Here is a 12,494-nt window from a genome sequence, read left to right on the forward strand (position 1 = left end):
TTAATTCGAATCATGAGTACATTATTTGAACAACGTCTTAAAGACGTTGAAGCAGATTACTTTGCCCTATTGGAAAGAAAAAACTACCCAGTGAAGGACAGCAACGGCATTTATCAACGCTATCAGAATCCGGTCATTACGGCGGCGCATACACCGCTGTTCTGGCGATACGACTTAAACGAACAGCGCAATCCATTTTTGATGGAACGATTTGGTATCAATGGAACCTTTAATGCCGGTGCGATCAAATGGAACGATAAATACCTGTTGGTCGTACGGGTCGAAGGAAATGACCGCAAGTCTTTCTTTGCCATAGCAGAAAGCCCAAATGGAATCGACAATTTTAAGTTCTGGGATTTTCCGGTCGATCTTCCCGAGACGGACAATCCTGATACCAATGTCTACGACATGCGTTTGACGCTGCACGAAGACGGCTGGATTTATGGTATTTTCTGTTCGGAACGGAAAGATCCGGCAGCACCTTCCGGCGATTTATCTTCGGCCGTGGCGGCAGCGGGAATTGTACGGACAAAAGATCTAAAGCACTGGCAAAGGCTACCCGATTTGATCGCCAAGAGCCAGCAGCGCAATGTGGTGCTGCACCCCGAATTTGTCGACGGAAAATATGCCTTATATACCCGCCCTCAGGATGGGTTTATCGATACTGGAAGTGGTGGTGGAATCGGATGGGCACTGGTGGATACGATGGAGAATGCGATTGTAAGCGAAGAAAAAATTATAAATCATCGGTATTATCACACCATCAAGGAGTTAAAAAATGGCGAAGGGCCCGCACCCATAAAAACGCCGAAAGGCTGGTTGCACCTCGCGCATGGCGTCCGCGCATGTGCTGCTGGTCTTCGCTATGTCCTGTATGTTTATCTGACAGATCTCGCTGCTCCGGACAAACTCATTGCTGAACCTGCCGGCCATCTGATGGCACCAATGGGCGAGGAACGCGTCGGTGATGTTTCAAATGTACTTTTTAGCAATGGCTGGATAGCCGATGACGATGGAACAGTTTATCTTTATTATGCCTCTAGTGATACCCGCATGCACGTGGCCGTATCTTCAATCGAAAAACTAGTGGATTATTGCTTGTCTACAACAGCGGATGGCATGCGGTCAAAAACATCTGTCGAGACGCTGGTAAAGATTATTTCGAAAAACTTAAACCAATAAAATGTTTAAATTTATCGCAAAACGAGAATAATGAGTAAAACGGAACATATTACATTAAAGGAAAAAATCGGTTATGGGCTAGGGGATGCTGCTTCGTCCATGTTCTGGAAATTGTTTAGCATGTACCTGATGTTTTTCTATACCGATATCTTCGGGATGGAAGCAAAAGTGGTGGGCACCATGTTTCTGGTTACGCGTGTCTGGGATTCTTTGTTTGACCCTGTTATTGGTGTGCTGGCAGATCGTACCCAGTCTAAATGGGGAAAATTCAGACCCTACCTGCTGTATGTAGCGGTACCATTTGGCGTCATTGGGGTGTTTACGTTCTACACGCCAGCACTTGCCGAAAGCGGCAAGCTGCTGTATGCATATGTGACATATTCGATCATGATGATGGTCTATTCAGCCATCAATGTGCCTTATGCTTCTTTGTTAGGGGTAATGAGTGCATCGCCCAAAACCAGAGGTGTATTGGCCACTTTCCGAATGACTTTTGCCTATCTCGGAAGTTTCGTGACGCTATTGCTCTTCAATCCGATGGTCAATTTTTTTAGTGGCTACAACGCGCATATAGAAGCCCAGCAGCAGGGCTGGGTGATGGCTGCAGCGGTAATTGCGCTCTGCGCCGTCGTTCTATTTCTGCTCTGTTTTGCTTGGACGCGTGAACGGGTTCAGCCAGTTGCGGATACCAAAAGTAGTCTCAAGCAGGATATCAAAGATTTATTGAACAACAGTCCCTGGTGGATTTTATTGGGAGCAGGAGTTTCAACCTTGGTATTCAATTCGGTTCGCGATGGGGCAGCACTTTATTATTTCAAATATTATGTCCACGAAGCGCATTATGGTAAAATCGTGTTGCTGAATATTCCCTTTGTGTTGAGTGGCCTTTACCTGGCATTGGGTCAGATCGCCAATATCATAGGTGTAGTTTTGGCGGCTCCATTGAGCAATAAAATCGGGAAGAAAAATACATTTATGTTAGCTATGCTCGTGGCAACAGGAGGTAGTATCGTATTTTATTGGCTCGATGAGAGCCAGATTTGGGGAATTTTTGGCCTGCAGATCGTGATCAGTAGCTGCGCTGGAACAGTGTTTCCATTACTATGGTCTATGTATGCCGACTGTGCGGATTATTCGGAGTTGAATACAGGCAATAGGGCAACAGGTCTAATCTTTAGTTCGTCGTCGATGAGCCAAAAATTGGGCTGGGCGCTGGGGACGGCAGTAACCGGCTGGTTGCTTGGCTATTTTGGCTTTCAGGCCAACCAGCTGCAGTCGGAGGAGACGCTGAGTGGAATAAAAATGTTTTTGAGCCTATTTCCGGCCATAGGAACAGTATTGTCCATTGTGTTTATCAGTCTTTATCCGCTGACAGAGAAAAGAATGCAAGAGATTGCTGCACAGCTTGCAGCGCGTCGCATGTGATCCAAAGAGAAAAGTTCGAAACAATGAGAGGTTTTAAAGAAGAAATTGAAAATAATATCCTTCCCTATTGGATGGACAAAATGGTAGACACGGAGCATGGTGGCTTTTTTGGCCGCATTGACGGGAACAATGTATTGCATAGGTATGCCAACAAAGGAGTGGTGATGCATGCGAGAATCCTGTGGACATTTTCCGCTGCTTACCGTGTTCTACGGCGCGATGCCTACCGGCAGATTGCAGAAAGAGCGTACTGCTATCTTAGGGACTACTTTCTGGATAAACAGTATGGTGGCGTGTATTGGGAACTTGATTTCCGAGGGCATCCAGTAAACCGTAAAAAACAAACTTACGCCCAGGGATTTGCACTCTATGCGTTTTCCGAATATTACCGTGCAACGGGCTATCCGGAGGCACTGGACTATGCAAAAAAACAATTTTATCAGATCGAACGCTGCAAAGATGATGAATTAGGCGGGTACAGGGAAGCTTTTACTGAAGACTGGCAACCCATTGCCGATATGCGTCTCAGCGCGAAAGATGAAAACGAAGCCAAGACCATGAATACGCACCTGCATATTTTGGAACCTTATACCAACCTACTCCGTGTATGGATGGATGAAGACCTGATGAAGGCACAGGCTGATTTGATAACCTTATTCCTGGAAAGGATATATAGCGAAGCTACGGGACATCTCCAGCTCTTTTTTGATGAAACATGGCAGGTAAAAGGCGAAGCACAGTCTTTTGGCCATGACATTGAAGCTGCATGGCTACTGTTGGAAGCAGCCAAGGTTCTCGGTGATCCGGATCTGCTGGAGAAAGTGAAAGCTGTGGTTATCCATATCGGTCGTGCGGCAGTGGAGGGTATTTTGCCAGATAATAGCTTAGCTTATGAAAGAAATAACGGACATTGGGACCGTGAGCGCCACTGGTGGGTACAGGCGGAAGCTGTAGTCGGTTTTTCATATTTAGGACGGCTATTGGATGACTTGTCCTATACCGGAAAAGCGAAAAATATATGGTCCTATATCAAGTCAAATTTAATCGATAAGGAGAGGGGCGAATGGTATTGGAGTAGGCTTGAAAATGCAAAGGTAAATGATAAAGAAGATAAAGCTGGATTCTGGAAGTGCCCTTACCACAATGGGCGCATGTGTTTGGAAATGATCGAAAATTTTAGAATGATATGATGAAAAGAAAAGTTACTTTCTACTTGATCCTGTTCGCAATGCTCTTCAATAATCTTTTGGCGCAATCCAATGGACCTATTGATCGTATGGCCACAAGTGAAACCGTAGCGTTGTACAACTACTTAAAAGCAGTTCAATCAAAAGGAAAAGTCCTTCTGGGCCAACAGGATGCACTTTGTTATGGCCGATATTGGAGGGGAGACTCCAACCGGAGTGATATAAAAGAAATAACAGGCAGTCACCCAGCACTGCTGGGGCTCGATTTTCAACAACTCACACACGAGGATAAGGGCTATCGGGAAAGTGAAACCAAAAGGCTTGTAAAGGTGGTGAAGGATATGTATCGAAGAGGAGGGATTATTACCTTTTCATGGCACATGTCAAATCCTGTAAACGGTGGATCCTACGAATGGAAAAGTAATCCGCAGCTTGCCGTGAGCCAAATTTTGCCCGGGGGCACTTCGAATGCTGTTTATCAATCTTATCTTGATCGGATAGCTGATTTCTTGGCGCAGTGTAAGGGGCCGAATGGAGAAGCTATTCCAATTATTTTCAGACCTTTTCATGAGTTTGATGGCGATTGGTTTTGGTGGGGAAAGGGGCATGCTACTAAGGAAGAATTTGTTCAGTTATGGCGCTATACCGTTCACTATCTGCGAGAAGAGCTGGGCGTTCACCAATTGCTCTATGCGTTTTCCCCCGACTGTAAGTTTTACACCCGGGCGGAATATCTTACCCAATTTCCAGGTGATGAATATGTGGATATTCTAGGCATGGACAATTATTGGGATTTTCGACCTGATGGTGCCAATGATCCAGCAGCAGCCGGAATGAAGATGGAAATTGTTTCGGCTTTAGCAGTGGAAAAAGGTAAGATTGCGGCATTGACCGAAACGGGTCTCGAACGGATTACCGATCCAAACTGGTTTACTACGATTTTGCAACCCATCTTAACGAAATGGCCAATGGCATACTGCATGCTCTGGCGGAATGCAGACGATATTGCGACCCATTATTATGTACCTACCAAAGATCATCCGGCAGCAGGAGATTTCAACAAATTTTGTCAATCAGAACATATCCTTCTTCTAAACAACAGCAGAACATTTTACCATGCAGTACTAAAATGACATAGACTATCCTGCTTACCCGCACCATGCGCTTCGTTTTGATTGCCGGATTCCTCCGGCACAATACATTTCTAGTGTGCAGCCAGTTGTGCAGCCGATTGTGCAGCCGATTGTGCAGCCAGTCTATGATCAGTCAAAAATACGAAGCCTATCGGTCAGCGCTCGGTCATTCATTGTGATGGTATTTGTTGTTGATTTAAAGTGTTTTATGTTTGTTATGTCAATCAGAAATACCGGTATGAAAAAAGGGTTGACGATAACACATGGGAACTATTGTACATGGAGCAAATGGAGGCTTTAAGGGTAAAGCCGGCTCAGTAATCGGAAGTAGCTGGAAGAGTATCAACTACATTAAAGGGCTTTACAAAAAAAGAACGAAGCCCGCATCGGAAGCACAGATGATGCAGCAGGAAAAATTCAAAACGCTGATGCGTTTCCTACTGCCCATCAACTTCTTTTTAAAAATTGGCTTCGGCCTTAAAAACACAGAAAAATTGACACCGATCAATGCGGCATTTCAATTTAATCTGAACAGGGCCATTACGGGCGTTTATCCAAACTATGCGCTCGACTATGGCAACATCAGCATTGCAGACGGGGGCCTGTACGGTGGTGGAACGGTAGCAGTTGCCTACGATTCGGGCGAATTGACCTACAGCTGGTCCACGGGCGGTAGCGACGTTTTCGAAACCTTTGGTGACGATCTCGTCTATGTGCTGGCTTACCACCCCGAAAAGGATGAGTTTATCTCTTCCACCAAGCCAAGTACGCGGGAGACGGGGGTGGTATCCTTTATGGTGCCTGACCATCTCACGACTGGTTCGGTACACACCTGGTTATTTTTGTCCAACCGTTCAAAAACGAAGGTGTCTAAAAGCGTATATCTAGGCGAGCTACAGTTGATCTAATGTTAACGGGCTGAGTCGATCTGGCTCAGCCTTTTTATCTCTTTTTATTATGGTAAAAAAAGCGCCGACTCCTGCGCAGCTGCGCGTTCGGGAAACATTTAAAATTGCGTGTGCCTTTTTGGCTCCGCTCAATGGATTGATCAAAAAAGGCTTTGCTGAACAGGCCAAGCGAAAAAGGTCGCTTCCATTCGGGCAGGCCTTGAGTCACACGTTGCGTATCGCAATCAGGCATGAGGCCGAAGGGCCTGTGGTAGACCCAGCACTGGTTCTTTTGAGCGACGGTTCCATTGCACCAGCAAATAAGCCTATACTAACACGCGAAAAAGATCGCATAATAGTCACGTATACAGTTCCTAGCGATAACCTATATCCATTGGACGATCAGATTATCCTTTGTGCTTATCAGGTTGAAAAGGGATATGCTTTTATAAACGAAAAGGTCTGGAGACGATACGATGGGCAGGTCATCTTGCTCCTCCCTGCAGGCTTCGAAGCCGACAGTTTTCACGTTTACTTGCTGTTCTGCGACAGAAAAGGTAAAAAGTATTCACGGTCACGTTATCTAGGGTACTCCACGAAATGAAAAACAAACATGTCCTGCTGCTCCAACGGAAATATGGCGCACAGGGAACCAACGGTACCATCACCTATCAGGGCGAGGTGATCTGCCATACGATTGAGCTGCCCGACCGAAATAACATTCCACGGATCAGTTGCATCCCCATAGGCCAGTACAAACTCGAAAAGCGGCGCTACCCCAAGCATGGGGAACAGATTGGCATTCCAATCGTGCTCGGACGGGAAGCTATTCTGATCCATGCCGCCAACAATGCATTGAAAGAATTGCAGGGCTGCATAGCGCCTGTGACGACTTTAACTGGTGAAGGCCGAGGAGATTATAGTGGAAAAGCTTTAGCAAAGCTTAAAGCGTTGGTGTATAGCCTATGGGATCAAGGTGATGAAGTGTATTTGAATATTCGATAAATGCAGGTATGGAATAGCGAATTGCATTCTTTTGTGTCATCTTTTTAGTTCTCTGGCTATATAAATCAATCTCGCTGTGCTCAGACAGTGATTCATATGTACGCCAGATCCCGTCAGATCTTGACAGTCAGAGCGCTATATTTTCTATTCCTTTACCTGCTGATTTATCGAAGTTGGTATTGGTGGATTGGCAGTCGCAATGCCATGCTTTCAATTCTTTGTCCTCGATTATTGCTCGAATAAAGCAGGGAGTGATTTTAAAAAGCTGTAAGTATGAAAAAAATCTTAAACAAAATAGGACAGGTGCTGCAGGTGGTTCTTGCCGCACCCGTTAAATTGCCTGGAAAGGCTGGAAATATTTTAAAATATATTGCGTTAGGACTGGGTATCGTGAAAACCGTCATGGAGGAGGATAAGCCTCCTAATGAAAAGTCAATTGCTGATTTGGATGTCGGCTGGCATCGATCAAGTGGCACAGCTCAGGATATGCCAATGCCTACCCTTGAGGAAGCCGAAGCGCCTGTGTTACCCAAAGAAAGGAGTGGGGCGGATGAGGTGGAATGATATGCGCATCTCAGCGCTCGGAGGTACACTGTGTTCTCTTTGGGCAAGCTTCTCGTTGGGCGATGTGCTGCAGACGGTATTGACGGCTGCGGTGGGTACACTGGTTAGTTTTGCCACGAGTAGGCTGCTTTGCATATTGGTCAAGCGGAAACGATAATTATAGACAATAGGGCGCACAGCTAGGTGCGCCTTATCTGTTCTTATTATAGGGGAAGTTTTCTTCTTATATCGTAATCTCCGGCAGCTAATTTAAAAGTAGCATATCCAGTATCATTTCCGGCTCCTTCTGTCTCAATCACTGCCTTATTGTTTAGTAAGATCGGTGATCCTTTGGGCATCGTGACAATTGCCGTGGAACCTTTAGGCACTTTTAATTTTAGCCTAAAACCAGTCTTGTTATTTTTGAAGGAAGTTCTTATGTTTCCCTTCACAGTCGGTACGCTTAAATCTCCGGAGGACATACCTGCAGGCTGAGGCTGAACAGCAAAAGTGGTATATCCTGGAAGTATGGGCTTAATACCAAAAACGGACTCTGTCAATACAATCTGTGCGCCGCCGCTCCATGCGTGGTTTGTGGTACCGCCGCCAAACCCGCGTTCTCCGATGCCCCAGCCTTCATACAGTGTTGTACGTTGTGGATCATTCACCATTTCGCTGAAGCGATCTTTCGCTCTTGCCAGCGCATAATGTCCTTGGCCCATTTTAAAAAGTGCCTCCATGATATACTTTTCCATATAAGGGCTGGCATAATACTGCGATTTGAAACATTTCAGAATCGATTCGTATTTAGTGCTATCAGCAATGTTCGCTATTACTGCCAAAGCCTGAACCCGATCGTCGGCATTACCTTTATGCGTGGGATGGCGATAGACCTGGCCATTCCAGCAACGGTTATACCCATTTTTGACTTTGACCATCATATTTCGGTAATGTTGCACATCTTCTTTTTGCCCAAGTAATTCTGCCATCTTTGTGGCTCCATCCAATGCAATGTAATGCCAGCCTGCCATGATCAGACGGATATCCTTATTTTCGCCCCAGTCGCCCCATAGCCAGTCGCCGTTACGAAGTTCGGTAAGACCGGTCTCATCATTTTTCCAAAGCTGTAGGTATTTCTTAACGGCGGGATAAGCCTTCCTAATCTGAATAGAATCGCCTGTTTGCATATAATAATTCCAAAAACCATAGTCACCGATGCTTGTCAGCATCTGATCGGGGAGTTCTTGGTTAAAGTTTCCGGGAACAGGAGAGTGGAGTACACCGCTTTCTCGCTGCCAGTTGCAAAGCTCATCGATGGCTTTTCTCATAAGTGCATGGGATGAAGGTGAATAGGTGTAGAAAGCTTCACCCATTAATAAAACAACATCTCCCCACCATTGGGCTCTTTCGCGATCCGGGCAGTCGAAAAAATTGTCCCGCATATTGACATATAGCGTTCGGCTTGCTTTCTTCCAATACCTGTTGTAAAAAGGATCGCTGCAGGTGAATTTTCCCAGATTTTCACTATCATAGCCGGTTTCCCGATAGTTGAGCGTTTTAATTTTTACGATTTTAGGCACCAGGAGAATCAGTTTTTCGCCATTCATCCATCCCAATGACTCGTAGGTCTGTTTTCCTCTTTTTGTAATGTATTCGGCCCTGATATTATCTGTGCCTCCCGCATAACTGTGATCGGTATTGATACGAATAGTATGACCGCCTAGACGATCAAAAACATTCAATATCGGAGTGCATTGCATGTTATAAGGAAGTATAGCAGTTATTGTATCAATTTCTCTTCCTGCCGCTCGTTTGAAGCTGATCTTTTTTACTCCATAATCTTTCCATTGTGGAATAGGCCGGTCGATTAATTGATTCCAGGGAGCATCACCTTTTTTCCCAACTATCCTGGAAGCTGAAAAACCCTGCAATGATCCCATGGTTTGAGTTTGCCAGCCTGAAATATCATTTCTTGCGTCAAACCTGATGTTTGATTCCGCTAGGCGAAAGTTTGGAAGTGGATTATCAGCAGTTTGATAAGCGGGATGAATCCGTGAAAGCCAGCTCTGGTCACTTTTTACTTCCATGTTTTCAGCTTGCATATGGAAAAATAGTCCGGATTTTCCACTGCTGACATGTGAAAATCCAGATTTTCCAAAATGCCATAATAAAACTGCTATTTTGTTATTTCCTTTGGACAGGTATGGCCCCAGGTCAATTTTATCACAATAGCAGTCGTACGGATTAGGCCCTCTTTTTAATCCCCCTTCAAAAATTATAAGTTTACCATTTATCCAAATCCAGTATTTTGTATCTGCTGAAATCGTTGTAAAAGCTTGCCTGGGCTTATCCTTAAACTGCACATCTTTACGAAAAGCGATCCAGGTATTTATGCTATCCGAATTTAGATCGTTGGCAGATATCCAATGCGTAACCTCTGCTACTTCCTGAGGTAGCGCTTTAACGTGAATTAAGCAACAGAGTAGAAATAAAAAAAATATTTTCTTATAAAGTCCACCTCTAAGGGGATATATGTTTGTCTCCATTTTCAAATCAAAAATAATTTAGGTTTTACAATTCTAATTTCTAAATCAAAGGATGTCTAAAACGATGCTAATCTTCAGCTCATGTTGACATCCCGATTTTTTTATCGAATTTTTTGACACCTGTGACCGTTTAGTGCAAGAAAAACCTTTTTGTGGCAGCATACTTGTAATTCACAGCAATCTAGAGCAAGTTAACTATATTTTTAATGTCATATAGACATTTGTTAATATAATGCCGATGTTCGCTAAAATTGGGGTAAAGTACATAGAACCGGGAACTTATCTAAAGATAAGCCGAACATGGAATGATGGCGATACGATCGAATTAAAGATGCCGTTCCAATTTCATTTAGATCCGGTAATGGACCAGCCGAATATAGCAAGTCTGTTCTATGGGCCGATCTTATTGGCGGCACAAGAGCCAGAAGCCAGAAAACAGTGGAGAAAGATCACGTTGGAAGCAAAACATATTGGCAGTAGGATTAAAGTTAATCCGTCAACACTTGAATTTAAAATAGATGATGTGGTTTTCAAACCTTTTTATGAAACCTATGGCCGACATTCTGTCTATTTGGATGTTACACTCAAATAAAAAAATTCTCTTGCCTACATTATTAAAGAATTTTTTAAAACAAATAACATAATATCTGCAAGCTTGGCAAGCTTCTCGTTGGGCGATGTGCTGCAGACGGTATTGACGGCTGCGGTGGGTACACTGGTTAGTTTTGTGACCAGCCGATTGATCGGCCGATGGAACAATAGGCAGCGAAAATGAAGGCTATAATCTGACATGATCTAAAGTGCACTTTGATAGTGCGCTTTAGTTAAACGAGTAGGGCCCTATAACCATCGCAGGCACAGTGTTCCATACGACCTGCTAGGGTTACACAGGGCTTGCTTAAAACGCCTCAAAAATATTGAAATGGGTATAGCCTATAAAGACCGGGTTGAATGGAATTGATTCGCTCTTCAAAATCCGTCTGAGCACTTTCCTCGATTTCATCATCGTTTTGGTTTAGGAGCTCTTCCAGATCACGATACAAAAGAGCCATTTGAAGGAAGTTGAAAAAAGATATTTTCAGATCTTGAAAATATATAGTGCTCGAATATTCACCGCCATCATGATTGTAAAATAGAATATTTCCATCTTCCTTATGGATAAACCATTCGTCTCCCTGTCCTGTTCTCCCGATTTTCCACAGCGCTGCGGCAATATCTGAATTGATTTCTGATAAATAACGATTTTCTTTTAGGGCTTCTTCGTAACCAAAAATTTCAAGATCAGCTGTGAGCCCGATTCCTTCATAGTGAGCTAAAAAGTCAAGATAGATGGCATCTGAAATTGCTAACTTATCCAGTCGCATAAGCGACCTTTTTTTCCGTTGCAAGCTATCAAAAATTTCGTTTTCTGCGCGTAACTTAAACATGTCGAATACACATTATTTTTTTAAATTGCTCTTCCGTTTAAAATTTCCCATTAAGATGATCGCTCACAAAATTTATCCATTCGTTTGCATCAATGGTCTTATCAATAAATACGTCGGGCTGTAATCCAATGTCGTCTACAGGGAATTCTGGAATACGGAAACTTTTAGATAAGCCATAGTACAGTTCAATATCCCCACAGGGTGATGTCACAATATTGACATTAGAGATATCTAGCATTCCTTTGGTTGTTCGACCATACAATTTTACCTTTTTACTTTGCATGGCGGACAATAAAAATTGCTCCGTTGTGCTCCCGTTATTTTCATTGATGAGGATCCCGATGTTTTTGGGATAAGGGTAGGCCGTATCCTGCTTGGTGATGTTAACTTTTTTATCGAACAAATCAATATACTCGCCTTTATGTGCCGCCAACTTCTCGTAGTATTTTTTGAATGTCTGCTTCGATTCTTCATCAAAATCGGGGTTTTGGCTCAGCTCCAGCATACGTTGATTGTTTAAGTCGGTCGAATAAAACAAGGCACCTACTGTTCTTATTGGTTGCGTGTACAGCAACGGAATCAAGCTGCTATAGCTCGCATCGCTTCCCCCTGGATTATTTCTAACGTCAATAATAAAATTTTCAGTCGATAAGATGATCTTCCGGTTGGCTAATATCACGCTGTCGATCGCATCCTTTTCGGTTATTTCAAAATCTGGAACCCGAATGTAAGCAGTGCTTTCATTGATTTTTTCGAAAAATGGTTTTGTGGCGTTTAGCGGATTTTGGACCTTTTCAATAGGCTGCTCGGTTTGTTTTGTAGCCTGATTATTAACTTCCGTTGTTTTTCCAACATAATTTACGCCGATATGTCCATTACGAAAGAAACGGACCCACTGATTGAGCAGTCGGGCACATTCCTGATTGTTGGGCAATTTTTTAACTTTTTCAAGATACAGGGCATTGTGTAAAGCATAGGCATCCTGTCCCTTTTTGCTGATGATGTATTGAAAGCCAGCATCATTCTCTTCAAACGTTTTTTTTACCCACAAAAAATTGGACTCACAATTGCAGTTTTGAGCAAAGTTCAAAATCGGCAAACTTACGAGTATCCATAAAAATAGCACGCTTCTTTTCATTGTTTTAGCAGAAATATTAAT

13 protein-coding genes are annotated in these 12,494 nt (G+C 43.6%); 10 read left to right on the plus strand and 3 right to left on the minus strand.

Translation table 11 applies throughout. The features are described 5' to 3' along the window. Positions 1-12: 12 nt before the first annotated feature. The 9 genes from B3E00_RS00155 to B3E00_RS00195 all read left to right on the plus strand — a co-directional run bounded on the left by B3E00_RS00155 (position 13) and on the right by B3E00_RS00195 (position 7,540). Entirely contained in the window at positions 13-1,182 is a 1,170-nt protein-coding gene (locus B3E00_RS00155; protein WP_293880521.1) for a glycosidase, read from the plus strand. A 30-nt stretch (positions 1,183-1,212) separates the two neighbouring features. Beyond that, a complete protein-coding gene (locus B3E00_RS00160; protein ID WP_293936130.1) occupies positions 1,213-2,607 on the plus strand; it encodes an MFS transporter in 1,395 nt (464 codons plus the stop codon). A gap of 23 nt (positions 2,608-2,630) precedes the next feature. After that, the gene (locus tag B3E00_RS00165) at positions 2,631-3,797 is read left to right on the plus strand and encodes an AGE family epimerase/isomerase (protein WP_293936132.1); all 1,167 of its coding nucleotides are present in this window, start codon (positions 2,631-2,633) and stop codon (positions 3,795-3,797) included. Then, positions 3,794-4,927 (plus strand): glycoside hydrolase family 26 protein, encoded by a 1,134-nt coding sequence (locus B3E00_RS00170; protein ID WP_293880515.1) that lies wholly within the window; start codon positions 3,794-3,796, stop codon positions 4,925-4,927. The genes B3E00_RS00165 and B3E00_RS00170 overlap by 4 nt, the downstream gene beginning before the upstream one ends. A 263-nt stretch (positions 4,928-5,190) precedes the next feature. After that, positions 5,191-5,835 (plus strand): DUF6266 family protein, encoded by a 645-nt coding sequence (locus B3E00_RS00175; protein WP_293880513.1) that lies wholly within the window; start codon positions 5,191-5,193, stop codon positions 5,833-5,835. A 49-nt stretch (positions 5,836-5,884) separates the two neighbouring features. Further along, positions 5,885-6,418, plus strand: coding sequence for a DUF6266 family protein (locus tag B3E00_RS00180; RefSeq protein ID WP_293888658.1), 534 nt, complete (start codon positions 5,885-5,887; stop codon positions 6,416-6,418). Further along, positions 6,415-6,819 (plus strand): DUF5675 family protein, encoded by a 405-nt coding sequence (locus B3E00_RS00185; protein WP_293936134.1) that lies wholly within the window; start codon positions 6,415-6,417, stop codon positions 6,817-6,819. Before B3E00_RS00180 ends, B3E00_RS00185 begins: the two co-directional genes overlap by 4 nt. 273 nt (positions 6,820-7,092) lie before the next feature. Beyond that, the gene (locus tag B3E00_RS00190) at positions 7,093-7,383 is read left to right on the plus strand and encodes a hypothetical protein (RefSeq protein WP_293936136.1); all 291 of its coding nucleotides are present in this window, start codon (positions 7,093-7,095) and stop codon (positions 7,381-7,383) included. Further along, positions 7,370-7,540: a hypothetical protein gene (locus tag B3E00_RS00195; RefSeq protein WP_293936139.1), complete on the plus strand. Its 171-nt coding sequence runs from the start codon at positions 7,370-7,372 to the stop codon at positions 7,538-7,540. The genes B3E00_RS00190 and B3E00_RS00195 overlap by 14 nt, the downstream gene beginning before the upstream one ends. A gap of 46 nt (positions 7,541-7,586) precedes the next feature. On the opposite strand, the gene B3E00_RS00200 is transcribed toward B3E00_RS00195, so the two are convergent. Next, a complete protein-coding gene (locus tag B3E00_RS00200) occupies positions 7,587-9,908 on the minus strand; it encodes an alpha-L-rhamnosidase C-terminal domain-containing protein (protein ID WP_293936142.1) in 2,322 nt (773 codons plus the stop codon). Between the two features lie 238 nt (positions 9,909-10,146). On the opposite strand from B3E00_RS00200, the gene B3E00_RS00205 reads away from it, so the two are divergent. After that, positions 10,147-10,500: a beta-L-arabinofuranosidase domain-containing protein gene (locus B3E00_RS00205; protein WP_293936145.1), complete on the plus strand. Its 354-nt coding sequence runs from the start codon at positions 10,147-10,149 to the stop codon at positions 10,498-10,500. 316 nt (positions 10,501-10,816) lie between these two features. Here the strand turns inward: B3E00_RS00205 and B3E00_RS00210 are convergent, their stop codons facing one another. Continuing rightward, positions 10,817-11,335 carry a hypothetical protein gene (locus B3E00_RS00210; protein ID WP_293936147.1) on the minus strand — a complete coding sequence of 173 codons (519 nt, stop codon included), beginning with the start codon at positions 11,333-11,335 and terminating at the stop codon, positions 10,817-10,819. A gap of 37 nt (positions 11,336-11,372) precedes the next feature. Further along, positions 11,373-12,473: a S41 family peptidase gene (locus tag B3E00_RS00215; RefSeq protein WP_293936148.1), complete on the minus strand. Its 1,101-nt coding sequence runs from the start codon at positions 12,471-12,473 to the stop codon at positions 11,373-11,375. Positions 12,474-12,494 lie beyond the last annotated feature (21 nt).

It is taken from the genome of Sphingobacterium sp. UBA5996 (assembly GCF_002429765.1).
Classification (GTDB): Bacteria; Bacteroidota; Bacteroidia; order Sphingobacteriales; family Sphingobacteriaceae; genus Sphingobacterium.

What these genes read in the sequence shown, in the direction of transcription:
- B3E00_RS00155 (WP_293880521.1), top strand. Translation starts at nt 13, where the DNA reads ATGAGTACATTATTTGAACAACGTCTTAAAGACGTTGAAGCAGATTAC.
- B3E00_RS00160 (WP_293936130.1), top strand. Translation starts at nt 1,213, where the DNA reads ATGAGTAAAACGGAACATATTACATTAAAGGAAAAAATCGGTTATGGG.
- B3E00_RS00165 (WP_293936132.1), top strand. Translation starts at nt 2,631, where the DNA reads ATGAGAGGTTTTAAAGAAGAAATTGAAAATAATATCCTTCCCTATTGG.
- B3E00_RS00170 (WP_293880515.1), top strand. Translation starts at nt 3,794, where the DNA reads ATGATGAAAAGAAAAGTTACTTTCTACTTGATCCTGTTCGCAATGCTC.
- B3E00_RS00175 (WP_293880513.1), top strand. Translation starts at nt 5,191, where the DNA reads ATGGGAACTATTGTACATGGAGCAAATGGAGGCTTTAAGGGTAAAGCC.
- B3E00_RS00180 (WP_293888658.1), top strand. Translation starts at nt 5,885, where the DNA reads ATGGTAAAAAAAGCGCCGACTCCTGCGCAGCTGCGCGTTCGGGAAACA.
- B3E00_RS00185 (WP_293936134.1), top strand. Translation starts at nt 6,415, where the DNA reads ATGAAAAACAAACATGTCCTGCTGCTCCAACGGAAATATGGCGCACAG.
- B3E00_RS00190 (WP_293936136.1), top strand. Translation starts at nt 7,093, where the DNA reads ATGAAAAAAATCTTAAACAAAATAGGACAGGTGCTGCAGGTGGTTCTT.
- B3E00_RS00195 (WP_293936139.1), top strand. Translation starts at nt 7,370, where the DNA reads ATGAGGTGGAATGATATGCGCATCTCAGCGCTCGGAGGTACACTGTGT.
- B3E00_RS00200 (WP_293936142.1), bottom strand. Translation starts at nt 9,908, where the DNA reads ATGGAGACAAACATATATCCCCTTAGAGGTGGACTTTATAAGAAAATA.
- B3E00_RS00205 (WP_293936145.1), top strand. Translation starts at nt 10,147, where the DNA reads ATGTTCGCTAAAATTGGGGTAAAGTACATAGAACCGGGAACTTATCTA.
- B3E00_RS00210 (WP_293936147.1), bottom strand. Translation starts at nt 11,335, where the DNA reads ATGTTTAAGTTACGCGCAGAAAACGAAATTTTTGATAGCTTGCAACGG.
- B3E00_RS00215 (WP_293936148.1), bottom strand. Translation starts at nt 12,473, where the DNA reads ATGAAAAGAAGCGTGCTATTTTTATGGATACTCGTAAGTTTGCCGATT.